Below are 19,479 nucleotides of genomic sequence, written 5' to 3' on the forward strand. Positions count from 1 at the left end.
TACCCCTAATTGTTCAAATATCTATAGCTTTCGGTTAAACGGAAGGGGGGCTCAGTTTTGAAGCCCCTTTTTTTTAGATTTCAGCGGAACAGAATGACAAAGAAAACCTTATTAAGTAAAATAAAAGGCCCCGAGGATATAAAGCTCCTTTCCTATGATGAACTTAAAGACCTCGCTGTAGAAATAAGAAAAGAAATTCTCACTGTAGTAGGACACAACGGCGGTCATCTTGCAAGCAATTTGGGGGTAATTGAGCTTACTCTTGCGATCCACAGGGTTTTTTCAAGTCCCCATGATGCAATTGTCTGGGATGTCGGTCATCAGGCCTATACTCATAAGATGATAACAGGCAGACAAGCCCGCTTTTCTACCTTGCGCCTTTGGGAGGGTCTTTCAGGTTTTCCCAAGAGAGAGGAAAGCATCCATGATGCCTTTAATACCGGCCATGCCTCAACTTCGATTTCTGCAGCCCTAGGCATTCTTGAAGGAAAAAGGCTGAACAAGGACAGCGGTAAGGTTATAGCCGTTATAGGTGACGGCGCTATGACCGGCGGGATGGCCTTTGAAGCTCTTTCCAATGCCGGAGAACTAAAAAAAGATTTAATCGTTATAATCAACGATAATAAAATGTCCATAAGCAAAAATACCGGAGCTTTCTCCGAGTACTTGAGCCGCCTTACCGTTCATGAGGGTTACCAGCGCTTTAAGTACCTTTTTGACAAGGCTGTGGGTTCAATTCCCCTTGTAGGAAACAAACTTAATTCTATAATTTGGCGTTTAAAGCGGGGAATGAAGGGGATATTCTACAAGAACAACATCTTTGTGGATTTCGGTTTTGAATATGTAGGTCCCATAAACGGCCATAACATAAGGGAACTTGAAAAGGTTTTAAAAAACGTAAAAAAATTAAACAGTCCCGTTGTTATGCTTGTTGAAACTATAAAGGGCAAGGGCTATCCCTTGGCCGAAATAAATCCTTCGGCCTTCCACGGAATTGGCCCCTTTAACATTGCCGACGGAAAGGTAGAAAAAAACGATGCGATTACCTTTACTCAAGCCTTTGGAAAGTCCTTGGTAAAAGCTGCCGAAAAGAACCCTAAGATAGCTGCCATAACGGCAGCCATGGAATCGGGAACCGGTCTTTCTCTATTTCATAATAAATTTCCTGAAAGATTTTTTGATGTAGGTATTGCCGAGGGCCATGCCGTTACCTTTGCAGCAGGCCTGGCCTCTGCCGGGATGAAACCTGTTACGGCAATTTACAGTACCTTTTTACAGCGTGCAATAGATCAGGTTATACATGATACTTCAATACAAAACTTGCCTGTAGTCTTTGCTATAGACCGAGCGGGCCCCGTTCCTGCTGACGGAGAAACCCATCAGGGGCTTTTTGACATAGCCTTGCTTCGCCCCATTCCCAATATGACAATCCTTTGCCCTGCATCCGAAAAAGAGCTGGATCTAATGCTTTCTTGGTCCCTTATTCAGGATAACCCGATAGCAATAAGATATCCTAAGGCCGATTGTCCTAAAGAAATACCCGAATTTTCTCAAAGCATAGAAAAAGGGCGGGGTGTACTGATAAAGAATTCCGATAAGAGCCGCATTTTAATAGCTTGTACCGGAGGGATGTACAATGAAGTTAAAGAGGCTTCTGCAATTCTTGCGCATAAGGGCTTGTTTACGGATATATATAATGTGAGATTTGCAAAGCCCATAGACGAAAAATATTTTTTAAATATTACAAAAGATTATTCACACATTCTTTTTGTAGAAGACGGCATGAAGATAGGCAGCTTAAGCTCGCACTTGGAATCCCTTATTTTAAGGTCCCAAATTAACAAAGCCGGGCACCAAAGCAGTAAAACCGGATATCAAAATAAAAGAACCGAGGTGCTTGCCTTTGAAGATATGTTCTTCCCCCATGGAACCCGCTCCGAAATTTTTAAAGGAGCAGGTGTATCGGCAGAACACATTGTGCAGGCAGCAGAGCTGCTTCTTGCCGAAACTCATACCGCTTCGGCTTTGACCTCTGTTCCGGTAAAGGAGAATTAGGATATGGAATTTATTAGAAACATTACGGCTTTTTATTCTTCATATCTAAGGCCTGTTTTTGATGTGCTTTTACTTGCTTTTTTGATGTACAAGGCCTACCAAATTTTATTAAAAACTCAGGCAATTCAGCTTATAAAGGGTGCAATGTCGATTTTGGTCATTTATGCCGTTGCCATGATTTTTAAGCTTGAAACCCTTTTATGGATTTTAAATACCCTAGGTCCCGGCCTTGTTATAGGTGTCGCCATCGTATTCCAGCCGGAACTTCGTAAAATATTTTTAAAGATAGGGCAGAGCAACTGGCTCAGAACCGGAAAGCACTCAAACCACAGTCATATAGATTCCGTTGTTACTGCTGCCGAAATCTTATCCGACAAAAGGCGGGGAATGTTGGTAGTTTTTATGCGCCGGAATAATTTAAAGGATATTATCGATACGGGAACAAAACTTAATGCGGGGCTCTCATCAAGTCTTCTGGTTACGATTTTCGGGCATGATACTCCTCTTCATGACGGAGCTGCAATTGTGCAAAACGGAATGGTAGTTTCAGCCGGCTGCTTCCTCCCCCTTTCGGAACAGCAGGATATAAGAAAGAGCTTTGGAACCCGTCACAGGGCGGCAATAGGTGTTTCCGAAGAAACTGATGCAGTAGTTCTTGTCGTATCCGAAGAAACGGGGGCCTTGAGCCTTGCCTATGATTCCCACCTTTATTACGATTTAAGTGCTGATGAAGTTGTAGCCCAGCTTGAGCAGCTTTTGGAAATAAAAAAATATTTTGCTCAAGAAGAATCTTTGGATTTAGCGGAGGCCTTACAAGATGAAAATTAAAAAAATAATTGACCGCTTAGCGGAAAACTGGCTTGCAAAGGTTATAAGTTTTGCCCTTGCCATAGTTTTGGTGCAGTTATATAAGGGCAGCCTTTTAGAAAAAAAATACTTTTATGCTCCCCTCGTTATAGAAAATTCGGGAGAGTTGGTTCCGGCTGTAAATATTCCGAGGCTGGTAAAAATTTCGGTCTGGGGAGATTCTACCGTTATAGCCCCTATTCGGGAAGAACATATAATGGCTTATATGGATTTGTCTGCAATCAGCAGTCCAGGAGAGTACCGCATTCCCATACAGGCTAAACTAAAGGGCTTGGCTTCAAGTATCAGTGATTTTGAAGTTGAAGTTGAACCTTCCGATATAAAGTTGACGCTTGAGGAAAGTTTATCTAAGAGGGTTAATGTCCGCTTAAATCTAGGCGGCGTTCCGGCAGAAAATTATGAGGTTTATGAAAGAGACGTGGATCCTGCTACAGTAGAAATAAAGGGGCCTCACTCTGCCGTTTCGCAAATTGAAGAAATGCTGACAAACAGCGTACAAATAGATAACCGCAAAACAGGCTTTTCGGGCTATGTAGATGTGTTTGCCTCTAATCCCCTTGTTTCCGTAATAGGGACTTCCAGAATTGCCTATTCGATTAAGATACGCGAAATAGTAAGTTTACAAACTTATGAGGAAATAGCTCTTTATTTTGATAATCTAAACGAGAAATTTGAAGTTGTTTCGGATTCCGTTTTGGGAAGTATTACTGTAAGAGGTACTAAGACTGTTATTGCTTCATGGGTTCCGCCTGAAAATGTTTTGAGGGTAAACTGCAGCAATATAACGAAACCCGGTGTATACAGCTTACCTGTTCAAGCCGTTATTCCCGGAAAGCTTTCTCTTATAGATGCAAACCCTAAAAACATTCAGTTTGAAGTCAGGACAAAGTCTTCCGAATAAACTATGATACTCGGTCTCGGTATAGACATAGTTGAAGTTTCCCGCCTCGAAAAATGGCTGAGCAATAAAAAGCTCCTTGAAAGGTTTTTTTGCAAAGAAGAAATTGAATATGTGCTTTCGAAGGAAAATGGAGCAGCCCGTTCCCTGGCTGTCCGCTTTGCTGCAAAAGAAGCCTTAGGAAAAGCTCTTGGAACAGGCTTGGCCGGGATAGAGCTAAAAGATATAGCCGTTGCAAACGATAAGGCCGGAAGACCTTTTTTAAAACTTTCCGGCACCGCCCTTGACGCTTTAAACAAAAAAGGCGGGGAATCTTGTCATCTTTCATTAAGCCACGAAAAAACTACCGCCGCCGCCGTTGTCATAATAGAAGGTTAAACTTTGCTCTTTATGGAACTTTGATCAAAATTCCTTTTTCTCATATATTTTAATGCTCAAAAAAATCGAATAATAAATAGATAAAATAATTATTCCTGCAAAGACTACGGCCGGTGCAATCCCCTTAAGATTTATTATGTAATCGAAAGGTACACTTAAATTTTTTTTACTGACAAAATAAATAGTTAGACCATATAAAATGCCCTTTATAGTATTTGCTTTTTTGTTGTCAAAGTATTCCAAGGGAATAAATAAAACATTATATATAAATTGGCAAACTATAAAAATGATAAAAACTTCTTTAGGTATAGCTATAGGTCTTTTAAATGCGGCAGAAACCGTTATTTGCGATAAAACTGAAAGAAGCATTGCCGACATACCGAATAAAAAGATAATAAGGTATCGGCTGAGAACTATTTCTTTCCGGCTTACAGGCAAGGAATTTAATAAGATATCTTCACCGATTCTAAAGCCTTCTATTCTTTCAATTTTTGTAGCAGCAGAAAAAATATGCATAGATACCACAAACGGAAAAAAGAATCCCAAAATACCGTATTTACTATTTCCCATAACCATAATGGGAGTTAGTATTATTATTGTGATAAGTATCACCATAAAAAACTTATTTTCTCTTGTTTTTCTTATATGTGTTAAAATCAATTGTCTCATAAAATTTCTCCTAACTGTTTATCGAATCTCCTATAAAAACTTAATTTGAAGCCTTTTCATAAAAAAACATGATGTCTTCTAAAGAAGGCTTTTCCATTATTAGGCTTGAAGGAAGACCTTGTTTTTCTTTTGTGAGGGCTTCAAAGCCTACTCCGGTTTTGCGTATTCCGATAAGCTTATTTTCTATTCCGTCTTTTAGCTCATCAAGACCTCCCTTTACTAACGAGTATTCCGAAAAAACATCGTCCTTTCTCTTTGAAAAAACTATTTCTCCGTTTTTGATAAAGGTGATGTAGTCTGCAATGCGCTCCAAATCGCTTGTAATATGTGTAGAAAAAAAGATGCTCGATTTTCCGTCGCTTATTACGTCATAAAAAATATCCAAAAGCTCCCGCCTTATAATCGGATCTAATCCGCTTGAAGGCTCGTCCATAATTATAAGCCTCGCATGATGGGATAGGGCGACGGCAAGGGAGTACTTGGTTTTCATTCCCTTTGAAAGCTGCATTATTTTTTGATTTTCATCCAGCTTAAATTGAGAAAGATAATTTTTGTAAACCTCCCAATCCCAAGAGCCGTAAAATGGAGCGATAATCTTTGTCATGTCCCTTATCTTTAATTGCTCATAAAAACAAGGCTCATCATACACAAAGCCTATATCTTGTTTTATTGCGTTAAAGTTTTTTTCGGCCGGCTGTCCGAAAATTTCTATTTGCCCCGAATCTTTTTTGATTAGCTGCATGATGAGCTTAATCGTTGTGGTTTTTCCGGCTCCGTTTGCTCCAATAAACCCCATCACCGTCCCTTTAGGGATTTGCAAGTTTATGTTTTTAATACTAAAAGTTTTATAATCCTTGTTTAAGTTTTTTATGTTTAAAATATAATCAATCATAATTAATCCTATTTAATCTTCATCAAAAAGAAGTTTTACAATTTGTAAAAATTCTTTTTCCGTTATCTTGAGCCTTTTGGCCTCATCGATGGCCTCGGCTATCTTTTCTTCAACTATGCTCCTTCCGGCTTCTTTAAGCCTTTCAGGATTTTGGTAGGCTACAAAGGAGCCCTTTCCTTGAACCGAGTCTATAAAGCCGTCCCTTTCCAATTCATCGTAGGCCCTCTTGGTTGTGATAACCGAAATTTGTAAATCCTTTGCCAAGGTCCTTATGGAGGGGAGGGGAGCTCCCTCTTCTATTTCTCCGTTTAGGATTGCCTTTTTTATTGCCGAATATACTTGTTCGTATATAGGATCTTGGGATGAATTGGATATAATTATTTTTAGAATTTCCTTTACCTCCTTAAAAAAATAGCGCTGCCTAATGTATATACAGTATATACTGTATATAAACACTTGTCAAGGCTAAAAAAGAAATTTTATAAAAATTCTTATTCCTAAAAGAAGTTAAGCCGTTTCCCTCTTCTCTTTTTCTTTAAATTTTGATACATTATACATAATATGTTAGATTCTATAATTAAAATTCTTTTCGGTTCGAAGCATGAGCGGGATATTAAGGCCATGCTTCCGATTTTACACAAGATAAACGAAAAAGAGGCTTGGGCTCTTTCCCTCTCCGAGGAGGAGTTTAAGGCAAAAACGAATGAGTTTAGGGAACGCTATCAAAAAGGCGAGTCCTTGAATTCCTTTATTCCTGAAGCCTTTGCCCTTGCACGTGAGGCAGCTAGGCGTATCTTGGGAGAGCGTCCCTACGATGTTCAGATTTTAGGCTCCCTTGTTCTCCATTCGGGAAAGATTGTTGAAATGAAGACGGGTGAGGGTAAAACCCTTATGAGCGTTGCCGCCGCCTATCTAAACAGCTTGACCGGAAAGGGCGTTCACATTGTAACGGTAAACGATTACCTTGCGGAGCGCGATGCCGACTGGATGAGGCCTGTTTATTCTTACCTCGGAGTAAGTGTCGGCGTTATCCTTTCCAATATGGAAAACGATGCCCGCCGTATAGAATATAACTGCGATATAACCTACGGTACAAATAACGAGTTCGGTTTTGACTACCTCCGCGACAATATGCAGATGAGGCTGAAGGATAAGACCCAAAGGGAATTTTCCTTTGCAATCGTAGACGAAATCGACTCTATCTTGATAGACGAGGCTAGAACTCCCTTGATTATTTCGGGAGCTGCCGAAGACGACACTCAGCGCTTTTTTGAGGTTGACCGCCTTATCGGTCAATTAAAAGAAGTCGAAAAAAATCCCGAAACGGGAGAATATCCTAATGAGCTTGAAGGCGAAGAAGTTATCGGGGATTATACGGTAGACGAAAAAAGTAAGCGCATTTCCTTTACCGATTCCGGTATGCTCCATATTCAGGACATCCTCCAAAGACAGGGGCTTATCAAAAGCGGAAACCTCTTTGATGAAGAAAACTTTGAATATATTCACTATTTTACCCAATCGGTGCGCGCCCATATTCTTTTCCATATAGATGTAGACTACGTTGTTCAAGGCGGACAGGTACAGATAGTAGACGAGTTTACGGGCCGTGTTTTGGAGGGGCGCCGTTATTCGGACGGGCTCCATCAGGCTATCGAAGCTAAGGAGCATATTAAGATCGCTCAAAGGAATAGAACCCTTGCGACTATTACCTTCCAAAACTTTTTTAGGATGTACGACAAGCTTTCCGGCATGACCGGTACGGCCGATACGGAAGCCGTAGAGTTTACAAAGATTTATAACCTTGACGTTGTAGTTATTCCGACCAACCTTCCCGTTGCCCGAAAGGACGAACATGATGTAATCTATCTAAACGAGAACGACAAATTTGAGGCCCTTTGTACCGAAATAAGCGAGGCCTATAAGAGGGGGCAGCCCGTCCTTGTAGGTACGGTTTCTATCGAAAAATCCGAGCTTATTTCAAAACTCTTGACTAAGAGGGGGGTAAGGCACGAGGTTTTAAATGCCAAAAATCACGAGAGGGAAGCCCTCATCATTGCAGAAGCCGGAGCAAAGGGCTCTGTTACCATAGCCACCAACATGGCAGGACGAGGTACCGACATTAAGCTGGGAGGAAGCCCCGAAATGCGCGCCAAAAAACGTACGGGAACAAATCCCAATCCCGATTACTACGAAAAAGTTCTTGCAGAAGAATATGCAAAATGGCAGGATGACTATAACGAGGTAAAATCTCTTGGAGGCCTTTATGTAATAGGTACTGAGCGTCATGAAAGCCGCCGAATCGATAACCAGCTTCGAGGTCGTTCAGGCCGTCAGGGAGATCCGGGCCGCTCCAAATTCTTCCTTTCTCTCGATGACGACCTCATGAGGCTTTTCGGAGGCGAAAATTTAAAGAATGTTATGTCCAAGGTCGGAATGCAGGCCGGAGACCCAATAGAGCATCCTTGGATAAATAAGAGTATCGAAAAGGCTCAGACAAAGGTGGAAAACCGTAACTTCGATATTCGAAAACATTTGCTGGAATATGACGACGTATTAAACGAACAGCGCTCCTTTATCTATGAGCAGCGCAATGCAATCCTTGCAGACGAAAACCTCATCGAGCGTATTTATGCCACGTTAGAAGAATTTATAAGCGAAAAATTCGATGAGTATAGTTCAAGCTCAAAGACCGAAAAGGAAGAGAGAGCCCGTCTTATAAAGGACATCTTTAGGGAAAAGTTTGCCTATACCCTGACCGAAGAAGATTTTGCAAACATCGATAAAAAGAATCATGAAGAAGAGATAAACGAATTTGTCGAGCATTTTACAAAGGAACTAAAAGAAAAAGAAGCTCTTGCCGGTAAGGAAAACTTAAACATGTTTATCCGCTATCAATACTTGCAGGCTATCGACAAAAAATGGCTCGACCATCTTGAAAATTTGGAATCCTTACGCGAGGCTGTTTATCTTCGCTCCTACGGCCAAAAAAATCCTTTGACAGAGTACAAGCTTGAAGGCTTCGATATTTTTTATTCCATGCTTGACGATATAAGAATCGAAATCGCCTCCCGTCTTGTCCGTGTTCAAATCAGCACGGAAGAAGAAGCCCATGCTTCACGGCAAATGCGTTCCATTCAGGGAAATGCTCAACACAACTCGATGGGTAGTTTTTCTGGCGGAGGGCAGACAGCCCTTTCTGCAAGTAGCCGTCCCGAAAATGCTCAAGTTGTGCGTACCGTTCCCAAGGTCGGAAGAAACGATCCCTGTCCTTGCGGCAGCGGAAAAAAATACAAGCACTGCTGCGGAGCAAATTAATAATTAGGAATTAGGAATGAAGAAAAAACTTGTGGTGCTGGTTTCGGGGAATGGGTCTAATCTTCAAGCCGTAATCGACGGAATAAAAAAGGGTACCATTGATTATACGATTGAGGCTGTTGTATCAAACAAAAAAGATGCCTTTGCTCTGACCCGTGCCGAAAGGGAAGGAATTAAACCCCTTTATCTTCCCTTTAAAAAAGGATCATCCCGGAACGAATATGATGCCCTTCTTGCAGAAAAGGTTAAGGAATTTAAACCGGACTATGTTTTGCTTTTGGGCTGGATGAGAATTTTAACGGATAGCTTTATAGCTTCATTTAAGGATAGGCTTATAAATCTTCATCCGGCCCTGCCCGGGACCTTTCCGGGAACGGAAGCTATAGAGCGGCAGTACGAGGCCTTTATGAAGGGGGAAATTTCGCGGTGCGGAATTATGACCCACTTTGTTCCCGATGAGGGAGTCGATTCGGGGCCTGTAATTTTTGCCGAAGAAGTTCCGATTTTTGAAAATGAGGGATTAGAAGATTTTGAAAAAAGAGTACATGAGGCGGAACACGCCCTTGTAATAAAAACATTAAAAACTTTACATTAAAGGAAAGAAGTTATGGGATTGGTATTGGCATCGGTTTCGGATAAGACTGGGTTAAAGGATTTTGCGGCTTGTTTAAAAGCGGCCGGTTATGATTTTATTGCCTCAGGAGGAACTGCAAAGACCTTGGAAGAGGCAGGCATTAAGGTAAAAGAGGTTTCCGAATATACCTCTTCGCCTGAAATTTTAGGCGGAAGGGTTAAGACCCTTCATCCCATGATTCATGGCGGCATTTTAGCCCGCGATACCGAAGAGGATAGGGCAGAGCTTAAGGCCCTAGGCTTTAGCGAAATCGACATTGTGATAGCCAACCTATACCCATTTGAAAAAACTATAAGCTCCCCGGATTCAACCGAAAGCGATTGTATAGAAAACATAGACATAGGAGGAGTCGCTCTTTTAAGGGCTGCCGCAAAAAACTATTCCCGGGTTGCAATTGTCTGCGACCCCGCCGACTATGAGGCCGCAGCCTCCGAAATCGAAAAGACGGGAGAAATTTCTCTTTCTTTACGCAAAAGATTGGCAATAAAGGCCTTTGATCTTTGTACCCGATATGATGCGGCGATAACTTCTTGGCTTAGCGGGCTTAGCCGGGATATGGAAGAAAAGACCTCCCTCACCCTATGTGCTTATCCCGGGCAGGATTTGCGTTACGGGGAAAATCCCCATCAAAGGGCATGGCTTTACACAAACGAGCCTAAGACAGGCCCCTTAGGAGGCAGGGTCTTACAGGGAAAGGAGCTTTCCTATAACAACATCCTAGATGCCGATGCTGCATGGAGGGCTGTTTCTATGTTTACAAAACCTGCAGCCGTTGTGGTAAAACACCTCACCCCCTGCGGCCTTGCCGAAATAAATAAAGAGGATGCAAAGGAATCCGCATATTCTTCTCCCCATTCGGAAGTTTCTTTAGCCCTAAGGGCCGCCATCGACTGCGACCCTGTTTCAGCCTTTGGAAGTATAATCGCCTTAAACCGCCCCTTCGATAAGGCTTCGTTTGAAACTCTCGGCTCCTTGTTTGTCGAGTGTATTATAGCCCCTCTTTTTACCGAAGAAGCAAAAGAGCTTTTGTCTGGCAAAAAAAACTTACGCCTCATCGAGGCTCCCTTCCCTCAAGAAAAAGAGCTTTATGAATATAAGTCGGTCTTGGGAGGCTTTTTAAAGCAGGAAAAAGATTTAGGCGACCCTGAAAGCACCGAATATAAGGACGCAGCTTCAAGGAAGGCAACACCCCTTGAAAGGTCTCTTTTACAATTTGCCATGAAGGCCTGCACCATGGTTAAGTCCAATGCCATTCTCCTTGCAGCCCCGATAGATGCTTCAAATCCTCAAAAAGGCTTTTGCTCCGTCGGCATAGGCTGCGGCCAGCCCAACCGCGTGGATGCCGCCCGCCAAGCCATCGAAAGAGCCGGAGAGCGGGTAAAGGATGCTGTCCTTGCCTCAGATGCCTTTTTCCCCTTTCCCGACACAATCGAAGAAGCCGGCAAGGCAGGCATAAAGGCCGTAATCCAGCCCGGCGGTTCAATCCGAGACGATTTAAGCATTGAAGAATGTAACAAACACGGAATGGCTATGCTGGTAACGGGAGTAAGGCACTTTAAGCATTAGGAAATTCTAATACGAAATCTTCTGTATAATACTATCTTTTTGGCGCCAGTTTTTGTTGACACGGACTTGAAGATCCAGCTGAACCTTATAAGGAAAGATTTTACGCATTTCGGCCATGGATTTTACTCTTATGCTTTTGATGACGGCCGCTCCCTTGCCTATGAGCATGGCCCTCTGGCTCTCTTTTTCGACATAGAGAAAGGCCCGTACCCAAAGCTCTTTGCCGTTTTTACGCATTTCTGCATCTTCTACCCCTGCATAGAGGGCGTGGGGAATTTCTTCTCTGGTGTGGGCTATGGCCTGTTCCCTTATAATTTCGGTAATCCTAAAGACCACATCCTGATCGGTGTAGATGTCTTTCGGGTAGAGAGCTTCTCCTTCGGGAAGGAGTTCTATGAGGAGGAATAGAATTTCGTTTATGCCCTCATCCTTTAGGGCCGAAATTTCAACGATTCTTTCTTGCGGAATATCGGGAAGAAGCTTTGATATTTCCTTTCTTGCAAAGTCAATTTTTGAGGATGCCGGAGCTTTTGGTGCGCCGTCTCCCTTTGAGGCGGCAAGATCGGCCTTGTTGAGCCCTATTACTGTTTTTTCTTGTAAGGAGCTTAAAAGAGAGCAGATGTTTTTTTCTTCTTCTCCGAATTCCCTCGAAAGGTCTATGAGGTATAGGACGGCATCCCCTTCTTCCAGACGGGTTTTTGCAATTTCTTGAAGTTTTAGGTTTAGTTTTTTTTCGGATTTGTGGTAGCCGGGGGTATCGATAAAAACTATCTGTCCCTTGGTGGTGTTTACGATACCTCTGATTGCATTTCGGGTGGTTTGCGGAATTGAAGATACAATCGAAACTTTTTCGCCCGAAGCCGTATTTAAGAAAGTTGACTTACCGGCTGAGGGGCGTCCTATTATCGTTACAATTCCGCTTTTCATTTTATGCGCTTTGGCAGCCTTCGCAAGATGTGCAAGAGTTAAACTTTATCTTGTTTTCTGTAAGCATGAGAACTTTTGTCGGGCATCCTTCAACGCACTTATTGCATGAATCGCAAAGAGCATAATCTACCTTGGGTATTCCGTCTATTACCTTTATGGCTCCGGTAGGACAGTTCTTTTCGCACTTCATACACTTTATGCAGCCTCGCTTACAGTTTTTCATAATCTGGGGCTTACGCGGGTTTTTGCATGAACAGAGGGCTATGGCTCCCTTTTGATCTATAGGAACAGTGGTTAAAATGTGCTGCGGACATTGGGCAACACAAACTGCACAGCCTGTACACTTATCGTAATCTACTTCAGGAAGTCCGTTTTCTTTGACATGGATGGCATCAAAGGGGCAGGCATGTTCGCAGTCGCCAAGGCCTATGCATCCCCAATCACATTCCTTTGTTCCGTTAATCGAAATCTTTGCAGCCTTACAGGTTTTGACTCCTATGTAGTCACACTTGTTTTTGCATACATCATGAGAACCTTGACAGGTTAAAACCGCTACCATGGCCGAGGCCGAAGCATCGACTCCCATTATCTTTCCTATGGCTTGAGCTACGGGGGCTGCTCCTACAGGGCATCCGTTTACGGGTGCATCTCCTGCCGCAACTGCTGCGGCAAATCCGTCACAGCCGGGGTAACCGCAGGCACCGCAGTTTGCTCCGGGAAGAACCTCTCTTACGGCTGCAGCCGTCTTGTCCGGTTCAACATAAAATATTTTCTTAAAAAAGCCCAATAAAAGGCCCAACAAAAGAGACAACACCAGCGATACGGCCAAGGTCAATAAAATAATATTCATGCATACTCCAATAAAACTTTATTTCTCTTGTATAATGCCATATTTTCAGTTTTTTTGCAAGTGATGGGTTTTAAAATCCTAAAATAAAATAAACCCTTTAATTGTTAATTTTATTTTTTTATGTTATACTGTTTCTATGAATACAAGAAAGATGCCTATAGGCGTTCAAAGCTTTGAAGTTATACGAAAAGAAGATTTTGTTTATATCGATAAGACTGAACTCATTTGGAAATTGGTAAATGAGAGCCGTGTTCACTTTTTAAGCCGTCCCCGCCGTTTCGGGAAAAGTCTTTTGCTTTCAACCTTAAAAGCCTACTTCCTCGGTCAAAAAGAGCTGTTTAAAGGATTGGCTATCGAAAAACTTGAGGAGGAAGAAAAAGAGAAAAGGGAAGTCTGGCAGGAGTATCCCGTACTTTACTTGGATTTTAATATAGGTATCTACGATACAAAGGAAGGGCTTTTAAACAGACTCAGCTCTTTTTTGCAAGAGTATGAAAAAATATACGGAAGTTCAGGCCTTGACTTCCCTGACCGTTTTCAAAACTTGATAAGGACTGCCTACGAAAAAACAGGCAGGCAGGCAGTCATTCTCATCGATGAATATGATAAGCCCCTCCTTCAAACCATGTGGAAGGATGAGTCCTTAAACGAAATCTACCGCACAATACTTAAAGGCTTTTACGGCGTTATCAAAAGTGCGGATCAATATATCCGCTTTGCTTTTTTGACAGGCGTTACAAAGTTCAGCAAGGTAAGCATCTTTAGCGATTTAAACAATCTGCGTGATTTGAGCCTTTTGCACGATTATTCTTCAATCTGTGGAATTTCGCAAGAGGAGCTTGAAGCCGGTTTCCGTCCTGAGATTAAAGCCCTTGCCGAAAAAAACGGCTTGAGCTATGATGAAGCTCTTAGAAAATTAAAACAAAGATATGACGGCTATAAATTTTCCGAAGACGGAAAAAATATGTACAATCCTTTTAGCTTGTTAAATGTTTTTGCCGACGGAAAAATGCGGGACTATTGGTTTGCAACAGGAACTCCGACCTTCTTGGTCGACTACTTAAAAAAAGCTTATTACAATATTCCCGACCTTGACGGAAACGTAAAAATGAACGAAGCCGGTTTAGAGACCTATAGGGCAGAGACCTTAAATCCCTTACCGATTCTTTTTCAATCGGGATATTTGACCATTAAGGACTATAACGATTTTTCCCGCCTTTACCGTTTAGGCTTTCCGAATGACGAGGTGCGTTACGGTTTTTTAGATAATTTGCTTCCGGCTTACACCCCGATACGAACCGACAAAACAGGGCTTTCTATTTGGGAATTTTACGAACAAATCGAGGCCGGGGATGTAGACGGTTTTATGCAAAAGATGAAGGGAATAATTTCAGGCATTCCCTACGATAACTTAACCGAAAAGGATTTAACTCTGCGTGAGCAAAACTATCAGACAGCGGTTTATCTTGTATTTGCTCTAATGAATCAGTTTGTGCAAACAGAAGTTCATTGTGCAACAGGGAGGGCTGACTGCATTGTAGAGTTCAAAGATAAGGTTTATATCTTCGAGTTTAAACTTACTTCAAACGGAACGGCGGAAGAAGCTTTGCAGCAAATCAACGAGAAAAACTATTCCGGTAAATACTCGGGAAGCGGTAAAAAAATAATAGCAATCGGCTCAAGTTTTGATGAAGAAAAAAGGACAATCAAAGACTGGGTAATTGACAAGTGACATTTCGATAGTCTATTAAAACCAAGTGAAATTTAAAAATTGACACAATCCTTTTTTTTCATTATAATGAGCCTTATGTTAAATCCTGAAAATATACGCAATTTTTGTATTGTAGCTCACATAGACCACGGTAAGTCGACTCTGTCCGATAGGCTCATTGAAAAGACTAAGATAATAGATGAGCGCTATCACCGCAATCAGATGACCGACGATATGGACATAGAAAGAGAGCGGGGTATTACCATAAAAAGCCACGCAGTCCGCATTCCGTATACGGCTAAGGACGGTAAAAACTATGTTTTAAACTTTGTAGATACTCCCGGTCACGTGGACTTTTCCTATGAGGTTTCGCGTGCAATTGCCTCTTGCGAGGGGGCTATCTTAATAGTGGATGCCACTCAGGGAGTTGAGTCCCAAACCCTTTCAAATATGTATCTTGCCCTTGAACATGACTTGGAAATTCTCCCCGTCATAAACAAGATAGATCTGCCTGCCGCCGATGTGGACGCCGCAAAGCATCAGATAGACCATGACCTTGGGCTTGATTCCGATACGGCCGTGGCCGTTTCTGCAAAGACGGGCGAAAATATCGATTCCCTCTTTGAATCTATAGTAACAACCTTTCCGCCTCCCAAGGGTTCAAAGGATAATCCCTTGCAGGCCCTTATCTTCGACTGCCACTATGACCCCTACAGAGGAGTTGTAGTCCATGTGCGTGTTTTTGAAGGAATGATAAAACCCGGAATGACCATACGCTTTATGAATACGGGAGGCGAGTACAAGGTAGAAGAAACGGGAACCTTTGTCCTCGACCTTGTAAAGCAGGATTCCTTGCAGGCAGGCGAGGTAGGCTATATAATTGCAGGCATTAAAACGGTTTCGGATGTAGGAGTAGGAGACACCATCACCGATGCAGCAGCTCCCTGTAAGGCCCCATTATCCGGCTTTAAAGAGGTAAAGCCCGTAGTTTTTTCTTCAGTCTATCCCACGGACACAAACGACTACGAGGAGCTCCGCGAATCCTTTGAAAAATTAAAACTGAACGATGCAAGCTTAACATGGGAAAAGGATTCATCCCTTGCCCTCGGGCACGGCTTTAGGTGCGGCTTTTTGGGCCTTCTCCATCTTGAAATTGTACAAGAAAGACTTGAAAGAGAATTCGATCAGGCAGTTATCTTTACGGCCCCGTCGGTACGGTATAAACTGACGATGCGCACGGGAGAAGAAATTATTTGCGACAACCCGGCCGATTATCCCGATGAGGGGCTTATCGCTTCGGCTGAAGAGCCCTATATAAAAGCTACGGTTATAACTCCTGCAACTTATCTTGGAAACGTTATGTCCCTCTGTATGGAAAAGCGGGGAGTGCAGACCAATATGACCTATTTGGACGAGAAAAGGGTAGAGATGTCCTATGAGATGCCCTTGGCCGAGGTTTTGTTTGAGTTCTATGACAGGCTTAAAAGCATAAGCCGCGGCTATGCCTCCTTTGATTACGAGGTTATAGGAACTAGGCCGACAGATTTGGCTAAGATAGATATTTTGATCAACGGAAAACCTGTTGACGCTCTAGCCCAGCTTGCCTATAAGCCTAGTGCCTACGACAAGGCTCGTCTTGTCTGTGAAAAGCTTAAAGACGAAATACCGCGCCAGCAGTTTAAGATCCCGATTCAGGGCGCTATCGGCAGCCAGATAATAGCGAGGGAAACAATTTCAGCCCTGCGAAAAGACGTTTTAGCCAAATGCTACGGAGGCGATATTACCCGAAAGCGAAAACTCCTCGAAAAGCAAAAGGAAGGAAAAAAGCGCATGAAGATGATAGGCGACGTCGAACTTCCGCAGTCCGCCTTCCTGGCTGTATTGAAGACAAAGGAAGATTAAGCTTATTAGGGGAGGAAAGACTCTTTTTCGGATAAAAGTTTCTTCACCTCGAAACTTCGTTGGTTGTACCTCCCCTATAACCCCTCCAATCTTCAAAAGAACCGCTTAGGGGTGCACCCCTAAGAACCCGCATGATTACAAAGTTTTTAGTTTATTTTTTGTGAAGATTAAAACAAAGGATTTGAGCAAATTTAATGGTTGGCTAAGGTTGAGGAAAGTGAAGACATTATTAAAAGTTCCGCCACGGATGGCGGTGGTTCCACGCTTCGAGAGTTTTAGACGCAAGTCTAAAACTCTAAGCTGAAAATCGGACAAGGATGTCCGATTTTCAGCGGACCCCCTTTTTCTTTTCTTCAAAGAATGATATAATCGCCCATTGTTTTAATAAATAATTTTATAAGGATGGGATTAATTTATGAGCAAAAAGACCAACGATATTATTGTTATAGGTTTTGCTTTATTTGCTATGTTTTTAGGAGCCGGAAACCTGATATTTCCGCCTACCTTGGGTCACTTATCGGGAAAAGATTGGTTCTTTTCTCTTTTAGGTTTTTTGGTAACGGGAGTAGGTATGCCTGTTTTGGGTATCATATCTATGGGAAAATGTGACGGGCATCTTTCGAATTTTACCAAAAACATAAATCAATTATTCGGAACTTTTTTTATAATCTTTGTTATGCTCATAATAGGACCTCTTTTTGCTATTCCGAGAACTGCTGCTACTACTTATGAAATAGCGATTAGGCCCAACTTCGGGATAAGCTCAGTTTTATCTTCGTTTATATTCTTTGCAATAACCCTTTTCTTTGTTCTAACACCTAATGATGTTATCGATAGGGTAGGAAAGTTTTTAACGCCTGCCTTGATAGCCGTATTAGGTCTTTTGGTTATAAAGGGCTTTGTTACTCCCATAGGTAAACCATCCGATCCTTCAGTCGATAAGATATTTTTAAGAGGTTTTAAAGAAGGATATCAAACTATGGACGCTTTGGGTTCCATGATATTGGCCACCATAGTTATTTCGAGTATCAGTTCAAAAGGCTACACGGATAAAAAATCCCTTTTAAGGATGACTATATGGACGGGGCTTATTGCCTGTATAGGTTTGGGACTTGTTTATGGGGGTCTCGTATATGTAGGTGCAACCGGAAGTGCCGTCTTACCGGATAATCTTTCACGAACCGAAATTGTAGTCCAGTCCAGCGAGCTTTTATGGGGAAGGGGAGGCCGAATAGTACTAGGCTTGGCAATAGGCCTGGCCTGTTTGACAACCTCAATTGGTCTTACTGCAACTGCGGGAGATTACTTTTCTAAGAGATTTAAGGACGATATAAGCTACCGTGCTACGGTTATTATTATCTGTGTTGTAAGCTTTTTCCTTTCAAACTTCGGCGTCGATAATATTATCTCTATTGCAGGCCCGATTCTTGAAGTTATTTATCCTGTAGCAATTGTTTTGATAGTCTTAAATCTCTTTGCAGAATTTATACCGAACAAGTATTTTTTTCATGGAGCAGTAATAGGAACTCTTTCGATAAGTGTTCTCCAAGGCTGGGTCGCAGCTCAAGATCTTATCAATAATTTGCTTATTAAACTTGAAGCCTTCCCTGCAATGGATCAAGTAGGGATGAGTTTTAATACTACAATTAACGTGCTAAAGACTCTTCCCTTTGAGGGCATAGGATTCCCGTGGCTTCTTCCGGCTCTAGGTTTTTCTCTTTTATTAGGCTTCGGTTATATTATCATGCAAAAAACCGAAAAAGCTCCTTCAATGAAGGGAGACTCTCAAAAAAAGGATGAGTAATGGCTGATATAGAAAAAGTTAATTTATTGGATTTGGATGAAGAAGATTACGATACGGTTTTAGCTCCGGATATCCGGTTTAGCGGTAAGATAGAATGTAAAAAACCGTTTATGATTAAGGGACATGTGGAAGGCTTTTTGGTTTCTACAAGCGATGTAACTGTTGATGAAAATTCTACTGTAAAGGCCAATATCAGGGCCGACAGGGTTGTAATCAAGGGGGCTGTTGAAGGCAATGTTCTAGCCGATACTATGGTTCATGTTTTTTCTTGCGGAAAACTTATAGGCGACGTTACGGCTCCCGAAGTCGTTCTTGAAAGCGGCTGTGTATTTAACGGTATTTGTACCATGACAAAGGATAATCAATTTGGAAGATAAAAAAACAAAAATTAATTTTATCTTTAAATTTACTCTGATTTTTTTTCTGATTTTTGCGGCACCCGTTTTTTCTCAAAATAAGCCGGATGCTCTTGTTTTGTATAAAAACGGCCGCTATGCCGAGGCTGTCGCCGTATGTGAGGCCGAAATTAAGCAGACTCCCAATAATTTGGACAGCTATATTGTAATGACATGGGCTCTATTGGCAGACGGTAAATATCAAAAAACCTATGATATGGCCTTAGCCGGACGTAAAATTGCACAAACCGATCCCCGCCTTATAGCTACTCAAGCCGAGGCCTGTTATCATTTGGGTAAAAATTCCGAAGCTCTTAAACTTTTTCAAGATTATATTTCTTATGCTCCAAACGGGGTTCACATTTCTTCTTCCTATTACTTTATGGGAGAAATATATTTACGGATGGCAAAGTATAGGCATGCAGACATTTCTTTTTCCGTAGCCGTTACCCTTGATTCCTTTAACAGCCTTTGGTGGGTTCGTTTAGGCTATGCCAGAGAGCAGATAAAAGAATACCGATATTCGCTTGAAGCCTACAACAAGGCCTTGAGTTTAAACAAAAACCTCGTTGACGCTCAAAAAGGGCGTGAAAGGGTGTTGCAGCGTTTTTAATCT

At 42.1% G+C, this 19,479-nt stretch carries 17 protein-coding genes; 12 read left to right on the forward strand and 5 right to left on the reverse strand.

Translation table 11 applies throughout. The annotated features are described in order from the left end of the window. The first annotated feature begins 93 nt into the window (after nucleotides 1–93). From dxs to E4O07_RS04110, 4 genes are read left to right on the forward strand one after another with little or no spacing between them, the layout of a single operon-like run. Nucleotides 94–2,055, forward strand: coding sequence for a 1-deoxy-D-xylulose-5-phosphate synthase (gene dxs / locus E4O07_RS04095; RefSeq protein WP_253688117.1), 1,962 nt, complete (start codon nucleotides 94–96; stop codon nucleotides 2,053–2,055). Between the two features lie 3 nt (nucleotides 2,056–2,058). Next, entirely contained in the window at nucleotides 2,059–2,883 is an 825-nt protein-coding gene (gene cdaA, locus E4O07_RS04100; RefSeq protein ID WP_253687542.1) for a diadenylate cyclase CdaA, read from the forward strand. Continuing rightward, nucleotides 2,873–3,823, forward strand: a complete 951-nt coding sequence (locus E4O07_RS04105; protein WP_253687543.1) for a CdaR family protein — start codon at nucleotides 2,873–2,875, stop codon at nucleotides 3,821–3,823. Before cdaA ends, E4O07_RS04105 begins: the two co-directional genes overlap by 11 nt. 3 nt (nucleotides 3,824–3,826) lie before the next feature. Then, entirely contained in the window at nucleotides 3,827–4,198 is a 372-nt protein-coding gene (locus tag E4O07_RS04110) for a holo-ACP synthase (RefSeq protein WP_253687544.1), read from the forward strand. Nucleotides 4,199–4,222: 24 nt separating this feature from the next. Here E4O07_RS04110 and E4O07_RS04115 read toward each other — a convergent pair whose 3' ends face one another. Genes E4O07_RS04115 through E4O07_RS04125 form a run of 3 tightly spaced genes read right to left on the reverse strand, consistent with a single transcriptional unit; the run spans nucleotide 4,223 to nucleotide 6,215 of the window. Further along, a complete protein-coding gene (locus tag E4O07_RS04115) occupies nucleotides 4,223–4,867 on the reverse strand; it encodes an ABC-2 transporter permease (RefSeq protein WP_253687545.1) in 645 nt (214 codons plus the stop codon). 40 nt (nucleotides 4,868–4,907) lie between these two features. Further along, on the reverse strand, nucleotides 4,908–5,759 hold the full coding sequence (locus E4O07_RS04120) for an ABC transporter ATP-binding protein (protein ID WP_253687546.1): 852 nt from the start codon (nucleotides 5,757–5,759) through the stop codon (nucleotides 4,908–4,910). 12 nt (nucleotides 5,760–5,771) lie between these two features. Beyond that, nucleotides 5,772–6,215 carry a GntR family transcriptional regulator gene (locus E4O07_RS04125; protein ID WP_253687547.1) on the reverse strand — a complete coding sequence of 148 codons (444 nt, stop codon included), beginning with the start codon at nucleotides 6,213–6,215 and terminating at the stop codon, nucleotides 5,772–5,774. A gap of 105 nt (nucleotides 6,216–6,320) precedes the next feature. Here E4O07_RS04125 and secA point away from each other — a divergent pair, with 105 nt between their 5' ends. Genes secA through purH form a run of 3 tightly spaced genes read left to right on the forward strand, consistent with a single transcriptional unit; the run spans nucleotide 6,321 to nucleotide 11,274 of the window. Beyond that, nucleotides 6,321–9,074, forward strand: coding sequence for a preprotein translocase subunit SecA (secA, locus tag E4O07_RS04130; protein WP_253687548.1), 2,754 nt, complete (start codon nucleotides 6,321–6,323; stop codon nucleotides 9,072–9,074). Nucleotides 9,075–9,090: 16 nt separating this feature from the next. Continuing rightward, complete coding sequence (gene purN, locus E4O07_RS04135; protein WP_253687549.1) at nucleotides 9,091–9,669, forward strand: phosphoribosylglycinamide formyltransferase; 579 nt, start codon at nucleotides 9,091–9,093, stop codon at nucleotides 9,667–9,669. A gap of 12 nt (nucleotides 9,670–9,681) precedes the next feature. After that, nucleotides 9,682–11,274 (forward strand): bifunctional phosphoribosylaminoimidazolecarboxamide formyltransferase/IMP cyclohydrolase, encoded by a 1,593-nt coding sequence (gene purH, locus E4O07_RS04140; protein WP_253687550.1) that lies wholly within the window; start codon nucleotides 9,682–9,684, stop codon nucleotides 11,272–11,274. Between the two features lie 6 nt (nucleotides 11,275–11,280). Here the strand turns inward: purH and era are convergent, their stop codons facing one another. Both era and E4O07_RS04150 read right to left on the reverse strand, forming a co-directional pair. Beyond that, entirely contained in the window at nucleotides 11,281–12,201 is a 921-nt protein-coding gene (era, locus tag E4O07_RS04145) for a GTPase Era (protein WP_253687551.1), read from the reverse strand. Nucleotide 12,202: 1 nt separating this feature from the next. Beyond that, a complete protein-coding gene (locus E4O07_RS04150) occupies nucleotides 12,203–13,051 on the reverse strand; it encodes an RnfABCDGE type electron transport complex subunit B (protein ID WP_253687552.1) in 849 nt (282 codons plus the stop codon). Nucleotides 13,052–13,187: 136 nt separating this feature from the next. Here E4O07_RS04150 and E4O07_RS04155 point away from each other — a divergent pair, with 136 nt between their 5' ends. The 5 genes from E4O07_RS04155 (at nucleotide 13,188) to E4O07_RS04175 (ending at nucleotide 19,476) form a co-directional block, all read left to right on the forward strand. Continuing rightward, on the forward strand, nucleotides 13,188–14,783 hold the full coding sequence (locus E4O07_RS04155) for an ATP-binding protein (RefSeq protein WP_253687553.1): 1,596 nt from the start codon (nucleotides 13,188–13,190) through the stop codon (nucleotides 14,781–14,783). A 75-nt stretch (nucleotides 14,784–14,858) separates the two neighbouring features. Continuing rightward, a complete protein-coding gene (lepA, locus tag E4O07_RS04160) occupies nucleotides 14,859–16,664 on the forward strand; it encodes a translation elongation factor 4 (protein ID WP_253687554.1) in 1,806 nt (601 codons plus the stop codon). A gap of 415 nt (nucleotides 16,665–17,079) precedes the next feature. Then, on the forward strand, nucleotides 17,080–18,468 hold the full coding sequence (brnQ, locus tag E4O07_RS04165) for a branched-chain amino acid transport system II carrier protein (RefSeq protein WP_253687555.1): 1,389 nt from the start codon (nucleotides 17,080–17,082) through the stop codon (nucleotides 18,466–18,468). Further along, nucleotides 18,468–18,845: a bactofilin family protein gene (locus E4O07_RS04170; protein ID WP_253687556.1), complete on the forward strand. Its 378-nt coding sequence runs from the start codon at nucleotides 18,468–18,470 to the stop codon at nucleotides 18,843–18,845. The genes brnQ and E4O07_RS04170 overlap by 1 nt, the downstream gene beginning before the upstream one ends. Beyond that, entirely contained in the window at nucleotides 18,835–19,476 is a 642-nt protein-coding gene (locus tag E4O07_RS04175) for a tetratricopeptide repeat protein (RefSeq protein ID WP_253687557.1), read from the forward strand. Before E4O07_RS04170 ends, E4O07_RS04175 begins: the two co-directional genes overlap by 11 nt. Nucleotides 19,477–19,479: the final 3 nt, after the last annotated feature.

The sequence above is a fragment of the Treponema sp. OMZ 798 genome (assembly GCF_024181385.1).
Classification (GTDB): domain Bacteria; phylum Spirochaetota; class Spirochaetia; order Treponematales; family Treponemataceae; genus Treponema_B.